Origin of the sequence: Variovorax boronicumulans (assembly GCF_009811375.1) — a bacterium.
GTDB classification, from domain to species: Bacteria; Pseudomonadota; Gammaproteobacteria; order Burkholderiales; family Burkholderiaceae_C; genus Variovorax; species Variovorax boronicumulans.
The window spans coordinates 1,273,403-1,291,442 of sequence record NZ_BKDH01000001.1 but is presented as its reverse complement, the minus strand read 5'-3'; the positions used below and the strand labels follow the sequence as shown (position 1 = coordinate 1,291,442).

Here is an 18,040-nt window from a genome sequence, read left to right as displayed (position 1 = left end):
CTAGAAGCCCGCCACGCGGGCGACCCACGCGGCCAGATAAAGGCCGACGCCGAAGACGCTGTGCGTGACCACGCTCTGGAACCGCGCCATCGCAGGGCGCGGCGTGCGGCGCGCGGCAAAGCCCGCGCCCATCGCAGGCTGCATCACGCAGAACGGCACGAGCACGGTGCCGATACCGACGATCAACGCAGGCACCAGCGTCGGCTGGCGCGCCCACGCCAGCCCCCAGCCCGCGAGCAGCACGGCCGCGAACGCGATGCCGAGCAGGTAGTGCGCGGTCCAGCCGATGGCGCCCTCGCCCGCCACGCGCGGCGACTTGCCGATGGGATCGTGAAAGAAGCGCCCGCGCGTCAGGTGCACGAGCCAGCGACCCACGAGCGCGTAGTCCAGCGAGGGAATGCCGAACAGGCGCTGGCGCAGCACGGCCCACAGGTCCATCACCGCGGTCGCGCCGGCGCCGATCCACAGCGTGCGCAGCGCGCATTCGACGGCCTCAGACATGGCCGCGCTCCCGCACCGGCGCGCGCGCCGCGATCATCCAGCAGGCCGCGACAAAGCGCACGTCGTCGCCTTGCACATAGGGCGCGAACGCGGCGTGCAGCGTCTCGACGACTTGCGCGCGCGTTGCGGCATCCACCTCCCGCAGGACCAGGCCGACCGGCCCGAGCCGCGTGAAGTAGTCGGCCAGCGCCGTCGCGGGGAACGCGCATTCGACCTCGAAGGGCTGGATGTCGACCTCGCCCCATCCGCTCGCCTCGAGGATGCCCGCGACCCGCGCGCGGTCGGCGAACGCGAACTGGCCCGGTGCGTTCGGCTGGCGCGGCGGCAGGCCGGGCAGCAGCGGCACGGCGGCGCGCTCGGCCGTGGTCATGAACGGGTTGTCGGCCCCGCCGCGCCAGGCGATGCAGCGCAGGGCCGCGCCCTCCGTCGCGGCATGCCGCAGGTTCGCGAAAGCCCGCACCGGGTCGTCGAAGAACATCACGCCCAGGCGCGAGATCACCGTGTCGAACGCGGCCGGCTCGAAGGCGTGGCCCTGCACATCGGCGCAGACGAAGCGGGCCGATGGGAGCGCCTCGCGCGCGGCGCGGGCCTTCGCCGCCTCGATCATCGGCGCAGAGATGTCGACGCCGAGGCACTGGCCGGTCGGGCCGAGCTGCCGCGCCACGGCGAGCGTCGTGCGGCCGGTGCCGCAGCCCACGTCGAGCACGCGGCGGGCGCCCACGGCGCGCACCGCGTCGCTCAGCCGCGCTTCGAGCGGCTGGAACATCGCGTCGAGCACGGCCTGCGTCCGGACCCAGGCGCTGCCGGCGTGGCCGTTCCACAAGGCGGCCTGCTCGGCATTGGCGGGAGATGTGTCGTCCATGATCGTTTTCCTTCAGGTGCCTTCAAGCGGCGAGAGCTAGACTGTGCCAATTCAAGTCGACTTGAAGTCAAGAGGGGGCCGGCACATGGACATTTCGGAAGTCGCGCAACGCGCCGGCGTTCCCGCCTCGACGCTGCGCTTCTATGAAGAAAAAGGGCTGATCGCGTCGACCGGCCGGCACGGCCTGCGCCGCGTGTTCGCGCCCGAGGTGCTGGAGCGGCTGGCGCTCATCGCGCTGGGGCGCGCCGCCGGTTTCTCGCTGGAGGAAATCGGCCACATGTTCTCGCCCGAGGGCAAGCCGCGCATCGACCGGCAGGTGCTCGCGGACAAGGCGCAGGACCTGGACCGCACGATCCGCCAGCTCACGGCGATGCGCGACGGCCTGCGGCATGCGGCGGTCTGCCCCGCGCCCAGCCACATGGAATGCCCTACCTTCCGCCGCATCCTGCGGGCCGCGTCGTCGGGTGCGCTGGAAGCCCCGAAGAAGAAGGCGCCGAAGCCGCGAACCCCGTAGCACCACGTAGCCACACCCGCTTTCAGGCGTTGCGTTCCGCAACACGCGCCCCTGCGCACAGGCAAGCGCGGCAGGCTCCTACACCGCGAAATGCATACTTTTGACCATGATGAGCCATCACTCTCGAAAGGTGGACCTCATGTTGAAGACACGTCTCTGGATCGCCGCTGCAGCTGCCACTTCGGTCATGACGCTGGCAGGTTGTGCGAGCGGTCCGAACCAGAACCTCGGCACCGGCATTGGCGCACTCGGCGGCGCGGCGGTGGGCCATGCGATCGGCGGCAACACGGGCAGCACGCTCGGCGGCGCGGCCATCGGCGGCATCATCGGCAACCAGGTGGGCCGCAACGTCGACGAGCGCAACTACTACAACCAGCAACGCTACCCGCGCGGCAGTGGCTACTACCCGGACAACGGGCCGCGCTATTGATTGATCATTCCAACCCTCAACGAAAAAACGCGCCCTCCGGCGCGTTTTTTCTTGGCGGCGAGCCGGGAGCCGCTCAGGCCTGCGATGCCGCCGCCCGCGCCTTCTCGGCCTTCGAGGCGCGCCACGCGCCGAAGATCGCCAGCAGGCCGGGCACGAAGATCAGCGCCCAGATGATCTTGTCCAGGTGCTGGCGCACGAACGGCAGGTTGCCGAAGAAGTAGCCCGCGGTGGCGATGCCCAGCACCCAGATGAGCGCACCGCCCACGTTGTAGGCCGTGAACTTCGCGCGGTTCATCTCGGCCACGCCGGCCACGAAGGGCGCGAAGGTGCGAATGAACGGCATGAAGCGCGCCAGCACGATGGTGATGCCGCCGTAGCGTTCGTAGAAGCTGTGGGCCTGGTCGAAGGCCTTGCGGTTGAAGAAGCGCGAGTTCTCCCACTGGAACACCTTGGGCCCGAAGTAGCGCCCGATCGAGTAGTTGCACTGGTCGCCCAGGATGGCCGCCGCGATCAGGATGCCGCAGGCCAGCGGAAAACTCATGAGCCCCACGCCGCACAGCGCGCCGACGATGAAGAGCAGCGAGTCGCCCGGCAGGAACGGCATGACCACCGCGCCGGTCTCGACGAACACGATCAGGAACAGCAGCGCATAGACCCAGGGGCCGTAGGCGACCACGAAGGCCTCGAGGTGTTTGTCGACGTGAAGGATGAAGTCGACGAGAAAGCTGATGATTTCCATGGGCGCGGATTATCCTTGTTGGCATGTCGCACCTTTTCCGAATCACCCCATGATCCAGATCCGCGAAGCCCTCGATACCGACTGGCCTGCCCTTTGGGCCGTCCTCGAACCGACGTTCCGCCGCGGCGACACCTACACCTACCCGCCCGATGTGACGGAAGAACAGGCCCGCCACTCGTGGACGAAGGTGCCCACGCTGACCTTCGTGGCCTGCAACGACGAAGGCGCCGTGCTCGGCACCTATGTGATCCGCCCCAACCAGCCCGGCCAGGGCGCGCACGTGAGCAACTGCGGGTACGTGGTGTCCGAGGCGGCGCGCGGCCTGGGCGTGGCCTCGGCGCTGTGCGAACACTCGCAGCAGCAGGCCCTGCGCATGGGCTTTCTGGCGATGCAGTTCAACTTTGTCGTCTCCACCAACGAGCGCGCGGTGCGGCTGTGGCAGCACATGGGCTTCGCCATCGTCGGCACACTGCCGGGCGCATTCAAGCATCCGCAACTGGGCTTCGTGGACGCCTTCGTCATGTACAAGCAGCTGCAGCCTTTCCCCGGCGCGGCATGAAGAAGATCGAGCCCCGGCTCCTGCAGGCCTTCGTGGCCGTGGCCCGCGAGGGCTCGGTGTCGCGCGGCGCGCAGCGCCTGTTCCTCACGCAGCCGGCCGTGAGCCTGCAGCTCAAGGAACTGGGTGCGCTGGTCGAGCTGGAGCTTTTCCAGCGCACGCCCACCGGCCTGCTGCTCACGCGCGACGGCGCGGCGCTGCTCAACCACGCGGAGCACGCGCTCGAGAGCCTGAACGATTTCGCGGTGGCCGCCGAGCGGCTCAAGGGCGGCGTGCGCGGCTCGCTGCGCATCGGCACCATCCTCGACCCCGACTTCACGCGGCTCAGCCCCTTCCTCACCGAACTGGTTGCGCTGGCGCCCGAGCTCGAGACCGAGCTGCACCAGGGCACGAGCGGCGACGTGCTCGCCCAACTGCTGAACAAGGAACTGGACATCGGCTTCTACCTCGGCGACCCCGAGGCCACCGACCTGCCGCAGGCCAGCGCCGCCTCACGGCGCCACGACGGCGAGCTGTTCCATTCGCAGGTGCTGGCGCGCTTCAACTACCAGGTGATCGGCCCGAGCGGCTGGGCGCCCCAGGTGCTGGGCCGCGACTGGCCCGAGCTGGCGTACCTGCCGTGGGTGCTGGCACCGGCGACCTCGTCGCATTCGCGGTTGCTGGCGCCGGTGCTGCAGGCTCACAAGCTGGTGCTGAAGAAAGCCGCGCAGGCCGACCAGGAGATGTCGATGCTGGCGCTGGTGCGCGCCGGCGTGGGCATTTCGCTGGCGCGCGACGCACTGGCGCTGCAGGCCAGCCAGCGCGACGGCCTGGTCATTGCCGACCGGGTGAGCATCGGCTGCGACCTGCGCTTTGTCTGCCTGGCCGGCGCGCTCAAGCGGCCGGAGGTCGACTGCGCGTGGCAGGCCCTGTCGCGCGTCTGGCGACAGGCCTTCTGAACGACTAGGCGCGTGCCCGGCCGTCGAGCACGGCCGCCGGCGCTGCCGCCGCCCCACTCTTCTTCGCCACGCGCCAGCCCTTGGGCATGAGCGCCAGCATCAATGCAGCCAGCAGCGCCGCGCTGCCCAGCGTGTACAGCCCCGCGGCCGAGCCGCCATGGTTCTGCTCCACGTAGGTCCGCAGGTTGGGCGCCACGAAGCCGCCCAGGTTGCCGATGGAGTTGACCAGCGCGATGCCCGTGGCAATGCCCAGGCCCGACAGCCGCTCCGACAGGAAGGCATAGAAGATCGGCGTGCCCGACAGGTAGGTCGACGCACCGATGGACAGCGCCGCGATCGCGAAGATCGGCGAGCCGTGCGCCGACAGGCACACGCACACACCGAAGATCGTGTAGAGCGTGGCCACGGTGACGCGGCGACGGTCGTGGTGACGGTCGGACCAGCGCGTGACGAAGTACACGACGAACAGCGCCAGCAGCCACGGGATGCTGGTGACGAAGCCGACCAGCAGGCCGATCTTCTGGCCCAGGATCTGCCCCACCTGGGTCGGGAGATAGAAGATGAGGCCGTAGGCGGCGATCTGCACGATGAAGAAGTTCAGCGCGAAGAACATGACCCGCGGATTGCACAGCGTCTGCCACACGGTCTGCGGGCTGTCGGCCGACTTCTCTGCCGCTTCCTGGTCGAGCACGGCCTGCAGCGCGTTCTGCTGCGCGGTCGTGAGCCAGGGCGCGTTGTGCGGCCGGTCGACGATGACGAAGAAGGCCACGATGCCCACCACCACGGCCATCAGGCCCTCGATGAGGAACATCCACTCCCAGCCCTTGAGGCCGCCGATGCCGTTCATGTCGAGCAGCGCGCCGGAGATCGGCCCGCCGATGACGAGCGCGCCCGCAAAACCGAACAGCAAAATGCCGTTGGCCTGCGCACGCACCTTCGCGGGGAACCAGTAGGTCAGCGTGAGCAGCACGCCGGGGTAGAAGCCCGCCTCCGCGATGCCGAGCAGGAAGCGCAGCACGTAGAAGGAGGTCTCGGTGGTCGCGAACATCATGGCCGAGGCCACGAGCCCCCAGGTGACCATGATCCGGCACAGCCAGATGCGCGGGCCGACGCGCGACAGGATCACGTTGCTCGGCACTTCGAAGATCGCGTAGCTCACGAAGAAGATGCCAGCGCCGAGCGCGAAGGCGCTGTTGCTCAGGCCGGTGTCGATCTGCAGCGCCTGCTTGGCGAAGCCGACGTTCACGCGATCAAGAATCGACATGATGTACATGACGATCAGCATGGGCAGCAGGCGCCAGCGCGCCTTGTGGATGGCGCCTGTGACCAGCTCGCCGTAGGGACTCGTGGTTGTCATTGTTGTTGTCTCCTGAATAGTTAGGTCTGTCTGAAAGCCGTGGAGGCTAGCCGCGTGCGACCGCGCCGTGGACCGGGTTCGTCACCGAACCCAGCCCATCGATCTCGACCGAGACCACGTCGCCGCGCTTCAGGAAGCGTGGCGGCTTGAGGCCCAGGCCGACGCCGGCGGGCGTGCCGGTGAGGATCAGGTCGCCGGGTTCGAGCGTGATGGCGCGCGAGAGGTACGCGACGAGAAACGCGACCGAGAAGATCATTTCGCTGGTGTTGGACGACTGCACGGCCTCGCCGTTGACGAGGCAGCGGATGCCCAGCGATTGCACGTCGACCACTTCGTCGCGCGTGACGACGGTGGGCGCAAGCGGGCAGAAGCCGTCGAGCGACTTGCCGCGCACCCACTGCGCCTCGCCCAGTTGCACGTCGCGCGCGCTCACGTCGTTGGCGGCGACATAGCCGAACACATGCGAGAGCGCGTCGGCTTCGCTCACGCCCTGCGCACGCTTGCCGATGACGACGCCGAGTTCGGCTTCCCAGTCGACCTTCTCGGTGAAACCTTCGGGCCAGGTGATCGCGTCGCCATCAGCGGCCAGCGTGTTGCTGAACTTCGCGAACACGACGGGCTTCTCGGGAATCGCCAGGCCGGTCTCGATGCAATGGTCGCGGTAGTTGGCGCCGATGCAGATGATGTTTCTTGGGGCGAACGGCAAGGTGGGCTTGACGTCGGCGAGGGGGATCGGATTGCCTGCATCGTTCCAGGTTTTCCCTTCGACGATCTCCTGCATGCGGCTCACATTGACGGGCTGCAGTGCGCCGTCCTTGATGTAGCCCACGCGGGGGCCCTGCGGCGTTTGAACGCTCATCCACTTCATGTCTGACTCCTTCTTCTGATTTAAAAAATTCTGGGTGCGGGGGCGGGTTCATTCAGGGCGTGTGCACAGGCCACCGGGTACTTCCCTCCGCGAATGTCCCCCGCCTTCGGCTCCTCCTTGATTTCGCTGCGGGAAGCACCCAGTGTCCTGAGCACGGGACACATCGCTGGTGCGCGCCGATCAACAACCGCTCGGCTCGACGATCACGTCGATGGGTGCCTTGCGCAGCGAAATCAAGGGGGAGGCCGCAGGCCGGAGGACATTCGCGGAGCAAGGCACCCGTCGGCGGGAGCGTCGCCCTGAACAAAAGTCCTCAGTGATTCCGACGCGGAATCCCCGCCGTCTGTGCCACCCGCTGGTACTTGGTCGCAGGCTTCAGCACCATGCCTTCGGACAGCGTGTCCACCATCGCGCGCTGGATCTCCTGCCACGGCGTCTGGCTCGCGGGAATCGGGTAGCCGCCCTTCGCTTCGAGGTCACGGGCGCGCGCCTGCAGCACGTCGTCGCTGACAAGCATGTTGACGGTGCGTTCCTTCAGGTCCACGCGCACCTTGTCGCCGGTCTGCAGCAGCGCCAGGCCGGCGCCCGCAGCGGCTTCGGGCGAGGCGTTGAGGATCGACGGCGAGCCCGAGGTGCCCGACTGCCGGCCGTCGCCGATGCAGGGCAAGGCCGACACGCCGCTCTTGAGCAGGTGCGACGGCGCGCGCATGTTGACCACCTCCGACGAGCCCGGGTGCCCGATGGGGCCGACGCCGCGCATGAACAGGATGCAGCTCGCGTCGATGTCCAGCGACGGGTCTTCGATGCGGGCTTCGAAATCTTCCGGGCCGTCGAACACGATGGCGCGGCCCACGAAGGCGTCGAGGTCGCCGGCCTTGCTCAGGTAGCGCGCGCGGAACTCGTCGGAGATCACGCTGGTCTTCATGATCGCGCTGTCGAAGAGGTTGCCCGACATCACGAGGAAGCCGGCGTTTTCGCGCAGCGGCTGGTCGAAGGGGCGGATCACGTCGGCGTCTTTCACCGGCGCGTCGGCGCAGTTGGCGGCGAGCGTGTGGCCGTTGACGGTGCGCGCGTCGGTGCGGATCAGGCCGTGGCGGTGCAGTTCGGCGACCACGGCGGGCACGCCGCCCGCGCGGTAGAACTCCTCGCCGAGGTACTTGCCGGCAGGCTGCATGTCGAGCAGCAACGGCACGTCGAGGCCGACCTTTTCCCAGTCCTGGATGTTGAGTTCGACGCCCGCGTGCTTGGCGATGGCGATGAGGTGGATCGGCGCGTTGGTCGAGCCGCCGATGGCCGAGTTGACGACGATCGCGTTCTCGAAGGCCGAGCGCGTGAGGATGTCGGAGGGCTTGAGGTCTTCGCGCACCATGTCGACGATGCGCCGGCCCGTTTCGTAGGCCATCTGGCCGCGCTCGCGGTACGGCGCGGGAATGGCCGCGCAGCCGGGCAGGCTCATGCCCAGCGCTTCGGCCAGGGCGTTCATGGTCGAGGCGGTGCCCATCACGTTGCAGTGGCCGGCCGAGGGCACGGTAGAGCCCACGAGGTCGATGTAGCCGGGGAAGTCGATGCTGCCCTTGGCGAACAGCTCGCGCGCCTTGAACAGCGTGGTGCCGGTGCCGGTGCGCTGGCCTTCGTGCCAGCCGTTGAGCATGGGGCCGCCCGACAGCACGATGGCGGGGATGTTGGCGGTGGCCGCGGCCATCAGCGCGGCGGGCGTGGTCTTGTCGCAGCCGGTGGTCAGCACCACGCCGTCGATCGGGTAGCCGGTGAGGATCTCGACGAGCCCCAGGTAGGCCAGGTTGCGGTCGAGCGCGGCCGTGGGGCGGCGGCCGTTCTCCTGGATCGGGTGCATCGGGAACTCCATCGCGATGCCGCCCATCTCGCGGATGCCTTCGCGCACGCGCAGCGACAGCTCGCGGTGGTGGCGGTTGCAGGGCGTGAGGTCGGAGCCGCTTTGCGCGATGCCGATGATCGGCTTGCCCGATTGCAGCTCCTCGCGGGTGAGGCCGTAGTTCAGGAACCAGGCCAGGTGCAGGACCGAGAGTTCGCTGTGTTCGGGGTTGTTGAACCAGGCGGCGGAGCGCAGGGGGCGGGGTGTCGTCATGGCGTCGGCTTTCAGGGTGGTCGGCGAACGCGCGCGGCGGCCCCCTGCGCGGCATGGCGGTGGGCCATGGCGGTGTATTGGGTGTCTCCGGTGCGTTCTTGTTGTGCGAATACGTTGGCGAGAGGGAGCTTAGGTTTTCGCCTTCGTCAAAGCCAATGAGATCGGTTGAGGATCGGTATAAGCGCGCCAAATACACCGCCCCGGACACCCCGATACCCCGCCAACCGCCCGGTCTGCGCCCCGCTTTTAGAATGTTTCCGGTGAGTGCCCTACCCTCCTCCCTCCCCCCCGCCGAACGCCGCCCGATCCGTGAACTCCCCGACGAGCTGATCAGCCAGATCGCCGCCGGTGAAATGGTCGAGCGCCCCGCCTCGGTGGTGCGCGAACTGCTCGACAACGCGCTGGACGCCGGCGCGCGCCAGATCACCGTGCGGCTGGCCTCGGGCGGCGTGCGGCTGATTTCGGTGGAAGACGACGGCCTGGGCATTCCGCGCGAAGAACTCACGGTGGCGCTGCGCCGCCACGCCACCAGCAAGATCGCGAGCCTGAGCGACCTGGAAACGGTCGGCACCATGGGCTTTCGCGGCGAGGCGCTCGCGGCCATCAACGCGATCGCCGAGCTCAGCATCCTCTCGCGCTTCACCGGCGCCGACAGCGCCTTCGTGCTCGACGGCGGCACCGGCGAGCTGCGGCCCGTGGCGCGCTCGGTGGGCACCACGGTCGAGGTGCGCGAGCTGTTCTTTGCCACGCCCGCGCGGCGCAAGTTCTTGAAGACCGACGCCACCGAGCTGGCCCATTGCATCGAGGCCGTGCGCCGCCATGCGCTGGCGCGGCCCGAGGTGGGTTTTTCGGTCTGGCACGACGGCAAGCTGATCGAACAGTGGCGCGCCGCCGCCACGCCCGAGCAGCGGCTGGCCGATGCGCTGAGCGACGACTTCGTGTCGCAGAGCGTCTCCGTGCTGCGCGAAGGCGGCCCGGTGCGCGTGGTCGGCCGCGCCGGCATTCCCGATGCGGCGCGCTCGCGCAACGACCAGCAGTTCTTCTACGTCAACGGCCGCTTCGTGCGCGACAAGGTGCTGTCGCACGCCGTGCGCAGCGCCTACGAAGACGTGCTGCACGGCCAGCGCCAGCCGGTGTACGTGCTGTACCTGGAGATCGACCCCGCGCGCGTCGACGTCAACGTGCACCCGACCAAGATCGAGGTGCGCTTCCGCGACGGGCGCGAGGTGCACCAGGCGGTGCGCCACGCCATCGAGGACGCACTGGCCGCGCCGCGCGCCGGCGATGCCCTGGCACCGGCCGACGCGCCGCCGCAGCCCTTCTTCAAGCCCACGCCGCTGCCGCCGAGCGCCAGCTGGTCGCAGCCCGCGATTCCGTTCCAGGCACGCGAGCGCGGTGCCGGCGACTTCGAGGCCATGTGGCCGCGGCGTTCCGAGGAACAGGGGCATGCGCCGGTCACAGCCCCGTCGCAGTGGCAGACCGAAGCGCCGGCGATGTCGTTCCGCGCGCCGGTCGGGCTGCCCGACAGCGAGGCACTGGCCCCCATGCCAGCGCCCGTCATGAACCAGGACGCCTGGCCGCTGGGCCGCGCGCTGGCCCAGCTGCAGGGCATCTACATCCTGGCCGAGAACAGCCAGGGCCTCGTGATCGTCGACATGCACGCGGCGCACGAGCGCATCGTCTACGAGCGACTCAAGACCCAGCTCGACGGCGCGGCCATCACGAGCCAGCCGCTGCTGATCCCGGCCACCTTCGCCGCCACGCCGCAGGAAGTGGCCACGGCCGAGGCCTGCGCCGAGGTGCTGCCCACGCTGGGGCTGGAGATCACGCCCTTCTCGGCCCGCACGCTGGCGGTGCGCGCCGTGCCCGGCACGCTGGCCGACGGCGACCCGGTGGAGCTGGCGCGCAGCGTGCTCGCCGAACTGGGCCAGCACGACGCAAGCACCGTGGTGCAGCGCGCGCAGAACGAGCTGCTGTCGACCATGGCCTGCCACGGCGCGGTGCGCGCCAACCGCAAGCTCACCATCGACGAGATGAACGGCCTGTTGCGCCAGATGGAAGCCACCGAGCGCTCCGACCAGTGCAACCACGGCCGGCCGACCTGGCGCCAGCTGTCGATCCGCGAGCTCGATTCGCTGTTCATGCGCGGGCGCTGAGCCCGTCATCGGCGGCCACGCCGACATGCCGCAGCGTGACGGCGGCCAGCACCGCCAGGACCGCGATGCTGACGGCGCTGGTGGCTGCGGCTGCATTCATTCCTGCGAGGAAGGCGGCTTGCGCCTGTTCGAGCACGCCTGCGGGCAATTCATGCGCGACCGCCGTGGCGCCGGCCAGGCTGTCCGATACCGCGCGTTGAAGGTTCACCGCCATGCCGTCGATCGGGTCGCCCATCCGCGTGCGATACACCGCCGTCGTCAGGCTGCCCAGCGTGGCGATGCCCACGGCCAGACCCAGCTCCTGCACCGTTTCGGACAAGGCCGAGGCCGACCCCGCCTTCTCGGGTGGTGCGGCGCCCACCACCAGGTCGGTCCCCAGCGCGGCGATGGTGCCCAGGCCGAGGTACACGAGCGAGAACGCGGCCGTCACCAGCGCAATGCCATGCGGCGTGCGATCGAGCTGGCTCAGCACCAGGTAGCCCACGACCGACAACCCCAGCGCGCCCGCCATCACATGGCCCGGCCGGATGCGCCGCGCGAGCAGCGGCGCGGTGATGCCGGCCACCAGCATCGCGAGCGCCGGCGGGCCCATCCACAGCCCGGCCGCGAGCGGTGACAAGCCCGCCACCAGTTGCAGGTACTGGGTCACCAGCAGCATCGTGCCGCCGACACCGACCAGCCCCACCAGCAGCACCACGAGCGCGACGCTGAAGGCCCGGCTGGCGAACAGGCCGAGGTCGATCAGCGGGTGGCGCAACCGCCGTTGCCGCCGGACGAACCCCAGCGCGAACGCCAGCCCGCCGACGAGCGCCATCACGGCGCCAATGCCGATCCCGTCCTTCGCGACCTGCTTGATGCCGTAGACCACCGGCAGCAAGGCGAGCAGCGACAGCGCGACGCTGGGCAGATCGAGCCGCCCCTGCTGCGGCGCGCGGTACTCCGGCAGCAGGAACGGCGCCGCCACCAGCAGCAGCCCGACCACCGGCAGCGCAACGAGAAAGGCCGCGCCCCAGCCGTGGTGCGCGAGCAGGAGGCCGCCCACCACGGGCCCGGCCGCCATGCCGAGCGCGAACATGGTCGCCCACAGCCCGATGGCGAGCGCGCGCTGGTGCGGGTGCAGGAACATGTTGCTGATCAGCGCCAGCGTCGACGGCATCAGCGTCGCGCCCGCCACGCCGAGCACGGCGCGCGCGGCGATCAGTTGGTTGGCGCTGGTCGAAGAGGCCGCGATCACTGACGCCACACCGAACGCCGCCGCCCCCACCATGAGCAGCTTGCGCCGCCCGATGCGGTCGCCCAGCGTGCCCATCGTGACGAGAAAGCCGGCAATCATGAAACCGTAGGCATCGACGATCCACAGCGCCTGCGCGCTCGTGGGGCGCAGGTCCAGGGCCAACGCGGGCAGTGCCAGGTGCAGCAGCGTGAGGTCGAGCCCGAGCAGCAGGGTCGGCAGCGCCAGCAGCGCGAGCCCCGTCCATTCGCGGGCGCCGGCGCGGCCGTCGCGCCTCGCGGCGGGTGGGCTGTCGGAAAGGGAAAGTGAATCGCAAGGTGCGGTCAAAAGGGGCCTCCGGGTGCGCGTTCGGGTTGCGGAAGCCCCATCTTCAGGACAAGATCATCACATTACAATTTAAGCGTTTATCCTATTACTGGAGACAACAGCCTTGATCGAACGCAGCCTCAGCCGCACCAAGAACGAGCTGTCGGAGTTCCTGACCCGGCACCGCCGCAAACTCACGCCCGCCGATGTCGGCCTGCCCTCGCAGGGGCGGCGCCGCACGCCCGGCCTGCGGCGCGAAGAAGTCGCGGTGATGGCCGGCGTGGGGCTCACCTGGTACACCTGGTTCGAACAGGGGCGCGAGATCCAGGTGTCGCAGAAATTCCTGCTCGGCGTGGCGCATGCCCTGAAGCTTGACGACGCCGAGTGCAGCCACCTGTTCCTGCTGGCCCACAAGCGCCCGCCGCCGCCCGAGGCCCATCAGCAGGCGTCGGTCACGCCCCGCATCCAGCAGCTCATGGACGAGCTGCCCACCCGCCCCGCCTACGTGTTCAACCTGCGCTGGGACGTCGTGGCCTGGAACGCCGCGGCCGACGCACTCTTCGGCTTCAACGCGCGGGAGCGCGAGGCGCGCAACCTCCTTCGCATGGTGTTCGCCGACCCCGAACTGCGCCGGCGCCTGCCCGCCTGGCGCGACGATGCGCCCGGGCTGCTGGCGCAATTCCGATACGACTTCGCCATCGCACCCGACGATCCGGCCATGCTGGGCCTGGTCGCGGACCTGAAAGCGCTCTCGCCCGACTTCCGCCGCTGGTGGGACACCCCCGACAGCGCGCCCGCCCGGCGCGGCCTCGGATGCGTACAGACGGCCGACAGCGGACCGTTGGAGTTTCACCACGAAATCTTGGTGGTCGACACGCACCGGCACCTGCGGATGGTGGTGTATTTCGTGCAGCCGGCGCCGGGCTGAACACCGGGGCCTGTGCGGCAGATAAGCGCCGTCAGCGCCCATTTCGAGGGTTTTCGAGGGTTTTGTGGCGTCATCCACGGTGCGGGCACGCACGTTGCATGGTCTCGTGCCAGGCGCCGGCGAGCGCTGCACAGGGGGAGCTGACACGCGATGCCGACGCGTTTCAGAAAGCAAGCAGATGAACTTTCGGCCGACTTTCGCTGTCCCTCCACCCCATGATCAAACGCTGGCCCCTCCTCGCGTCCATCTTTTCGCTCTGTGCCCTGCTGGCAGCCGGCTGTTCGACCCTCGACGAACGCCAGCGCGAATGGATCTTCCAGCCCAGCGACCGCAGCTGGGGCAATTCGGCCCAGATGACCGAAGGCATGCAGGATGTCTGGATCGACTTCCAGTCGTCCATCACCGGTGAACCGGCGCGCCTGCACGGCCTGTGGCTCGGCGGCGCCCCCGAAACCACCGAGACCCCCGTGCTGCTGTACCTGCATGGTGCGCGCTACAACGTGGCCGGCTCGGCACCGCGCATCCAGCGCATGCACGAGCTGGGCTTCTCGGTGCTGGCCATCGACTACCGCGGCTTCGGCAAGAGTTCCAAGGGCCTGCCCTCGGAAGCCTCGGCCCGCGAAGACGCCCGCGCCGCCTGGACCTGGCTGGCCGCACGCCATCCGCGCCAGCACCGTTACATCTTCGGCCACTCGCTGGGCGGCGCCATCGGCATCGACCTGGCGGCCACGGTGAACGACGAGAGCGGCACCATCGTCGAGAGCACCTTCACCTCCATCGCCGACGTGGCCAGCAGCTTCAAGTGGGGCTGGCTGCCCTTCGGCCCGTTCATCACGCAGCGCTTCGAGGCGATTCGCACCGTCAAGGACATCGGCGCGCCGCTGCTCGTGGTGCACGGCACCGCCGACAGCCTGATCAACCCCACGCTCGGGCGCAAGCTGTACGACGCGGCCACGGTGCCCAAGATGTTCGTGCTGGTCGAGGGCGGTTCGCACCACAACACCAACTCGGTGGGTGCGACGCAGTACCGCGCGGCGCTGTCGCAGCTGTTTCGCATGAAGCCCGAGGACAGCAGCACCGTGGCGGACAGCCGGCCGCAGCCGCGGCTGGTGTCGCCGCGGCCTGCACAGCCCTCATTGCCTTCCGCGGCGCTGTCGCCGCAAGAGGTGCGGGGCGAGGCGCACACGCCGCCCGCCCCCGCTGCCATCTAGCCCGCCTTTTTCAGGCGGTTCCGTTCCCGCGTCAGGCCGAGGCCAGATCGAACGGCAGCTGGCGCAAGGGCTTGCCCGTCAGCCGCGCCACGGCGTTGGCGAAGGCAGGCGCCAGCGGCGGCAGGCCCGGCTCCCCCATCCCCTTGGGCGCATCGGCACTGGGCACGATGTGCACGTCGAACTCGGGCACCTGCGTGATGCGCGCCACGCTGAAGTCGCCGAAGTTGCCCTGCTGCACGACGCCGTCCTTCAGCGTGATGGCGCTGCCCTGCAGGCAGGTCGACAGCCCCATCACCGCCGCGCCCTGCACCTGCGCTTCCACGCTGCGCGGGTTCACGGCCAGGTTGCAGTGCACGCCCGAGGTCACGCGGTGCAGCACGGGCTGGCCGTCCTTCACCGACGCTTCGACCACGTAGGCCACCACCGACTCGAAGGACTCGTGCACGGCCAAGCCCCAGGCGCGGCCTTCGGCCAGCTTCTTCTTGCCGTAGCCGCTCTTGTCCACGGCCAGCTGCAGCGCGGCGCGGTGGCGCGGGTGCTTGTCGCCGAAGAGGCTCATGCGGTAGGCCACCGGGTCCTGCTTGGTCGTGCGGGCGATCTCGTCGATCAGCGTCTCCATCACGAAGGCGGTGTGCGTGGAGCCCACGCTGCGCCACCACAGCACCGGCACGTTGACCTGCGGGTGGTGCACCGTGAGGCGCATCGGCACGGGGTACGGATCGCGCATGCCCTCCACCGCGGTGGCGTCGATGCCGTCCTTCACCATGGAACCCGCGAACACCGTGCCCGCGGTGATCGACTGGCCGACGATCACGTGGTCCCACGCCAGGATCTTGCCGCGTTCGTCGAAACCGATGCGTGCGCGGTGCAGGTGCATGGGGCGGTAGTAGCCGCCCTTGATGTCGTCCTCGCGGCTCCACAGCAGGCGCACGGGGGCGTCTTTCAGGCCGGCGGCGCGCGCGGCCTTGGCGATCTCGCAGGCCTCGACCACGAAGTCGCTCGAGCCCACGAAGCGCCGGCCGAAGCCGCCGCCCGCCATCTGCACGTTCACCTTCACCTGCGCGGGGTCGAGCTTCAGCGTGCGCGCCGCGGCCTGGCCGTCGAGGTCAGCGGACTGCGTGCCGACCCACAGCTCAGCGCGGCCGTCCGACAGCTTCACGGTGCAGTTCTCCGGCTCCATGGGCGCGTGGGCCAGGTAAGGAAACACGAACTCGGCCTCGAGCTTGTGCGGCGCACCGGCCAGCGGCGCCATGTCGGCGTCGAACTTGCGGTTGCCGGGGCGGCCGGCCAGTTCGCGGTACTGGGCCAGCTGCTTGTCGCTGTCGACCTTCTCCACCGCATCGGTGTTCCACTGCAGCTTGAGCGCGTCGCGGCCCAGCTTGGCGGGCCAGTAGCCGTCGGCCACCACGGCCACGCCCTCGGCGCCACGGTCCAGCGGAATGCGCAGCACGGCCTTCACGCCCTTGACGGCGCGCGCCGCGCTGTCGTCCACCGAGGCCAGGCGAGCGCCGAACACCGGCGGATGCGCCACCACGGCCGTGAGCTGGCCGGGCTGCTTCACGTCGATGCCGAAGTCCTGTCGCCCGCTGCTCTTGGCGCGCGCGTCCAGGCGCGTGGTCGGGCGGCCGATGATCCGGAAGTCCTTCGGGCTCTTCAGCGTCACCGTCTCCGGCACCGGCAGCGCCATGGCCGCTTCGGCCAGCTCGCCGTAACCCGCTTTGCGCCCGCCCGGGCCGATCACGGTGCCGGCCTGCGTGCGCAGCGTGGCCACGTCGACCTTCCAGCGCTGTGCGGCTGCCGACAGCAGCATGGCCCGCGCACGCGCGCCCAGTTCGCGGTACTGCGTGTAGCTGTTCTTGATCGAGTTGGAACCGCCGGTCAGGTGCATGCCGAACAGCGGGTCGGCATAGGCGGCGTCGTTGGTGCCGTTGCGGCTGCGCACCAGGGCCCAGTCGGCGTCGAGCTCCTCGGCCAGGATCATCGGCAGGCCGGTCTGCACGCCCTGGCCGAACTCGAGGCGGTTGATGGTCACCGTGACCTCGCCGTTGGGCGCGATCTGCACGAAGGCCGAGGGCTGTTGCGTCGGCTTGAGCGCACCGCCGGCCTTGGCCGGGCCGTCGGCCTGCGCCATGGCCAGGTGCGGGAAGGCGCCGAGCACGAGGCCACCGGCGCCAGCCATCTTCAGGAAGCTGCGGCGCGGCAGCGTGGCGGCCTCGTCAGCTTCATCGGTCGCAGGCTGGGCCATCAGGCGCTGCAGCGCGCGCGGCAGGTCGTTGTAGTCGATGTGGGGCAGCATGTCGTCGGCTCCTTCAGGCGAGGGTCTTGGCCGCATCGGCCACGGCGGCGCGGATGCGGGCGTAGGTGCCGCAGCGGCAGATGTTGCCGGCCATGGCCGAGTCGATCTCGTCGGTGCTGGGCTGCTTGCCCTTGGGCAGCGACTGCAGGAAGGCGGTCGCGCTCATGATCTGGCCGCTCTGGCAGTAGCCGCACTGCGCGACGTCGTGCTTGACCCACGCGGCATGCACGGCCGCGCCGACGCGGTCGTTGCCGCCGGTCACGGCTTCGATGGTGGTGATCTTCTTGCCCTCGGCCGCCGCGATGGGCGTGATGCACGAGCGGATGGCCTGGCCGTCCATGTGCACGGTGCAGGCGCCGCACAGCGCCGCGCCGCAGCCGAACTTGGTGCCGGTCATGCCCAGCGTGTCGCGCAGGGCCCAGAGGATGGGGGTGCCGGGGTCGGCGTCGACCGTGTGGTCACGGCCGTTGACGTGGAGCGCGCTCATGTGGGTTTTCTCCGTGGGTGGGTTGAAATGATCTGGTTCACTTGGCGCCGTCGAGCACCCATTGCGCGAGCGCCTGCAGGTCCGCGTCGGGAACCTGGGCTTGCGCGGGCATGGGCATCGCGCCCCACTTGCCCGAGCTGCCGGCCTTCATGCTGGCGGCCAGCTGCGCGGCCGAGCCCTTGCCGTCGCCGTAGCGCGCGCCGATTTCCTTCCAGGAGGGGCCCACCACCTTCACGGCGGGCTGGTGGCAGGCCACGCACGCGTACTTCTGCGCCAGCGCGGTGCTGGCGAAGGCGGGCGCGGACCAAGCCATGCTCGCGCCGATGGCCAGTGCGGCCACGAGCGAGGCGGTGATGCGATGCGGATGTCGTTCGTCGTGGGTCATTTCTTTTTTCATCATCGTGGAGGGGAAGCACGGTCCTCGCGCCGCGCGCGGCAGGACTTCACGGCGGCCAGTGTCCGACGAAGCGCCCACGGCCACTTGCCCAATCCGCGCGCGTTCTTGCCTGAAACAACGAGACTGCGCCAAAAACGCCAAGCGCATGAGAAGCGCCCG

17 protein-coding genes are annotated in these 18,040 nt (G+C 69.4%); 7 read left to right on the top strand and 10 right to left on the bottom strand.

What is annotated here, in order from left to right; all coding sequences use genetic code 11:
- Positions 1 to 501: a DUF2938 domain-containing protein gene (locus VHAB30_RS05950; RefSeq protein WP_159276159.1), complete on the bottom strand. Its 501-nt coding sequence runs from the start codon at positions 499 to 501 to the stop codon at positions 1 to 3.
- On the bottom strand, positions 494 to 1,363 hold the full coding sequence (locus tag VHAB30_RS05945; protein WP_159276158.1) for a class I SAM-dependent methyltransferase: 870 nt from the start codon (positions 1,361 to 1,363) through the stop codon (positions 494 to 496). Before VHAB30_RS05945 ends, VHAB30_RS05950 begins: the two co-directional genes overlap by 8 nt.
- An 85-nt stretch (positions 1,364 to 1,448) precedes the next feature.
- Between VHAB30_RS05945 and VHAB30_RS05940 the strand changes: the two genes are divergently transcribed.
- Both VHAB30_RS05940 and VHAB30_RS05935 read left to right on the top strand, forming a co-directional pair.
- Entirely contained in the window at positions 1,449 to 1,877 is a 429-nt protein-coding gene (locus tag VHAB30_RS05940) for a helix-turn-helix domain-containing protein (protein ID WP_159276157.1), read from the top strand.
- Positions 1,878 to 2,016: 139 nt separating this feature from the next.
- The gene (locus VHAB30_RS05935) at positions 2,017 to 2,307 is read left to right on the top strand and encodes a glycine zipper domain-containing protein (protein WP_223301444.1); all 291 of its coding nucleotides are present in this window, start codon (positions 2,017 to 2,019) and stop codon (positions 2,305 to 2,307) included.
- Positions 2,308 to 2,380: 73 nt separating this feature from the next.
- Here the strand turns inward: VHAB30_RS05935 and VHAB30_RS05930 are convergent, their stop codons facing one another.
- Positions 2,381 to 3,046: a DedA family protein gene (locus tag VHAB30_RS05930; protein ID WP_062478522.1), complete on the bottom strand. Its 666-nt coding sequence runs from the start codon at positions 3,044 to 3,046 to the stop codon at positions 2,381 to 2,383.
- Between the two features lie 49 nt (positions 3,047 to 3,095).
- On the opposite strand from VHAB30_RS05930, the gene VHAB30_RS05925 reads away from it, so the two are divergent.
- Complete coding sequence (locus VHAB30_RS05925) at positions 3,096 to 3,605, top strand: GNAT family N-acetyltransferase (RefSeq protein ID WP_159276156.1); 510 nt, start codon at positions 3,096 to 3,098, stop codon at positions 3,603 to 3,605.
- Positions 3,602 to 4,540: a LysR family transcriptional regulator gene (locus VHAB30_RS05920; RefSeq protein ID WP_062478516.1), complete on the top strand. Its 939-nt coding sequence runs from the start codon at positions 3,602 to 3,604 to the stop codon at positions 4,538 to 4,540. The genes VHAB30_RS05925 and VHAB30_RS05920 overlap by 4 nt, the downstream gene beginning before the upstream one ends.
- Before the next feature lie 4 nt (positions 4,541 to 4,544).
- On the opposite strand, the gene VHAB30_RS05915 is transcribed toward VHAB30_RS05920, so the two are convergent.
- From VHAB30_RS05915 to VHAB30_RS05905, 3 genes are all read right to left on the bottom strand, one after another.
- Positions 4,545 to 5,897 carry an MFS transporter gene (locus VHAB30_RS05915; protein WP_070095029.1) on the bottom strand — a complete coding sequence of 451 codons (1,353 nt, stop codon included), beginning with the start codon at positions 5,895 to 5,897 and terminating at the stop codon, positions 4,545 to 4,547.
- 46 nt (positions 5,898 to 5,943) lie between these two features.
- Positions 5,944 to 6,765 carry a fumarylacetoacetate hydrolase family protein gene (locus tag VHAB30_RS05910; protein WP_159276155.1) on the bottom strand — a complete coding sequence of 274 codons (822 nt, stop codon included), beginning with the start codon at positions 6,763 to 6,765 and terminating at the stop codon, positions 5,944 to 5,946.
- Positions 6,766 to 7,078: 313 nt separating this feature from the next.
- Complete coding sequence (locus VHAB30_RS05905; protein ID WP_159276154.1) at positions 7,079 to 8,869, bottom strand: IlvD/Edd family dehydratase; 1,791 nt, start codon at positions 8,867 to 8,869, stop codon at positions 7,079 to 7,081.
- A 251-nt stretch (positions 8,870 to 9,120) separates the two neighbouring features.
- Here VHAB30_RS05905 and mutL point away from each other — a divergent pair, with 251 nt between their 5' ends.
- Entirely contained in the window at positions 9,121 to 11,025 is a 1,905-nt protein-coding gene (gene mutL, locus VHAB30_RS05900; RefSeq protein WP_390903973.1) for a DNA mismatch repair endonuclease MutL, read from the top strand.
- On the opposite strand, the gene VHAB30_RS05895 is transcribed toward mutL, so the two are convergent.
- Positions 11,009 to 12,583 carry an MFS transporter gene (locus VHAB30_RS05895; RefSeq protein ID WP_159276152.1) on the bottom strand — a complete coding sequence of 525 codons (1,575 nt, stop codon included), beginning with the start codon at positions 12,581 to 12,583 and terminating at the stop codon, positions 11,009 to 11,011. The genes mutL and VHAB30_RS05895 overlap by 17 nt on opposite strands.
- Before the next feature lie 103 nt (positions 12,584 to 12,686).
- Between VHAB30_RS05895 and VHAB30_RS05890 the strand changes: the two genes are divergently transcribed.
- Together VHAB30_RS05890 and VHAB30_RS05885 are read left to right on the top strand one after the other, a co-directional pair.
- Positions 12,687 to 13,490, top strand: coding sequence for a helix-turn-helix transcriptional regulator (locus tag VHAB30_RS05890; protein WP_159276151.1), 804 nt, complete (start codon positions 12,687 to 12,689; stop codon positions 13,488 to 13,490).
- A gap of 215 nt (positions 13,491 to 13,705) precedes the next feature.
- On the top strand, positions 13,706 to 14,701 hold the full coding sequence (locus VHAB30_RS05885; protein ID WP_174250208.1) for an alpha/beta hydrolase: 996 nt from the start codon (positions 13,706 to 13,708) through the stop codon (positions 14,699 to 14,701).
- 31 nt (positions 14,702 to 14,732) lie between these two features.
- On the opposite strand, the gene VHAB30_RS05880 is transcribed toward VHAB30_RS05885, so the two are convergent.
- The 3 genes from VHAB30_RS05880 to VHAB30_RS05870 are packed head-to-tail and all read right to left on the bottom strand — an operon-like array spanning position 14,733 to position 17,869.
- Complete coding sequence (locus VHAB30_RS05880; RefSeq protein ID WP_159276150.1) at positions 14,733 to 16,997, bottom strand: xanthine dehydrogenase family protein molybdopterin-binding subunit; 2,265 nt, start codon at positions 16,995 to 16,997, stop codon at positions 14,733 to 14,735.
- A 13-nt stretch (positions 16,998 to 17,010) separates the two neighbouring features.
- Complete coding sequence (locus VHAB30_RS05875; protein ID WP_070063074.1) at positions 17,011 to 17,484, bottom strand: (2Fe-2S)-binding protein; 474 nt, start codon at positions 17,482 to 17,484, stop codon at positions 17,011 to 17,013.
- 37 nt (positions 17,485 to 17,521) lie between these two features.
- On the bottom strand, positions 17,522 to 17,869 hold the full coding sequence (locus tag VHAB30_RS05870) for a c-type cytochrome (RefSeq protein WP_235926446.1): 348 nt from the start codon (positions 17,867 to 17,869) through the stop codon (positions 17,522 to 17,524).
- Positions 17,870 to 18,040: the final 171 nt, after the last annotated feature.

What these genes read in the sequence shown, in the direction of transcription:
- VHAB30_RS05950 (WP_159276159.1), bottom strand. Translation starts at nt 501, where the DNA reads ATGTCTGAGGCCGTCGAATGCGCGCTGCGCACGCTGTGGATCGGCGCC.
- VHAB30_RS05945 (WP_159276158.1), bottom strand. Translation starts at nt 1,363, where the DNA reads ATGGACGACACATCTCCCGCCAATGCCGAGCAGGCCGCCTTGTGGAAC.
- VHAB30_RS05940 (WP_159276157.1), top strand. Translation starts at nt 1,449, where the DNA reads ATGGACATTTCGGAAGTCGCGCAACGCGCCGGCGTTCCCGCCTCGACG.
- VHAB30_RS05935 (WP_223301444.1), top strand. Translation starts at nt 2,017, where the DNA reads ATGTTGAAGACACGTCTCTGGATCGCCGCTGCAGCTGCCACTTCGGTC.
- VHAB30_RS05930 (WP_062478522.1), bottom strand. Translation starts at nt 3,046, where the DNA reads ATGGAAATCATCAGCTTTCTCGTCGACTTCATCCTTCACGTCGACAAA.
- VHAB30_RS05925 (WP_159276156.1), top strand. Translation starts at nt 3,096, where the DNA reads ATGATCCAGATCCGCGAAGCCCTCGATACCGACTGGCCTGCCCTTTGG.
- VHAB30_RS05920 (WP_062478516.1), top strand. Translation starts at nt 3,602, where the DNA reads ATGAAGAAGATCGAGCCCCGGCTCCTGCAGGCCTTCGTGGCCGTGGCC.
- VHAB30_RS05915 (WP_070095029.1), bottom strand. Translation starts at nt 5,897, where the DNA reads ATGACAACCACGAGTCCCTACGGCGAGCTGGTCACAGGCGCCATCCAC.
- VHAB30_RS05910 (WP_159276155.1), bottom strand. Translation starts at nt 6,765, where the DNA reads ATGAAGTGGATGAGCGTTCAAACGCCGCAGGGCCCCCGCGTGGGCTAC.
- VHAB30_RS05905 (WP_159276154.1), bottom strand. Translation starts at nt 8,869, where the DNA reads ATGACGACACCCCGCCCCCTGCGCTCCGCCGCCTGGTTCAACAACCCC.
- mutL (WP_390903973.1), top strand. Translation starts at nt 9,121, where the DNA reads ATGTTTCCGGTGAGTGCCCTACCCTCCTCCCTCCCCCCCGCCGAACGC.
- VHAB30_RS05885 (WP_174250208.1), top strand. Translation starts at nt 13,706, where the DNA reads ATGATCAAACGCTGGCCCCTCCTCGCGTCCATCTTTTCGCTCTGTGCC.
- VHAB30_RS05880 (WP_159276150.1), bottom strand. Translation starts at nt 16,997, where the DNA reads ATGCTGCCCCACATCGACTACAACGACCTGCCGCGCGCGCTGCAGCGC.
- VHAB30_RS05875 (WP_070063074.1), bottom strand. Translation starts at nt 17,484, where the DNA reads ATGAGCGCGCTCCACGTCAACGGCCGTGACCACACGGTCGACGCCGAC.
- VHAB30_RS05870 (WP_235926446.1), bottom strand. Translation starts at nt 17,869, where the DNA reads ATGACCCACGACGAACGACATCCGCATCGCATCACCGCCTCGCTCGTG.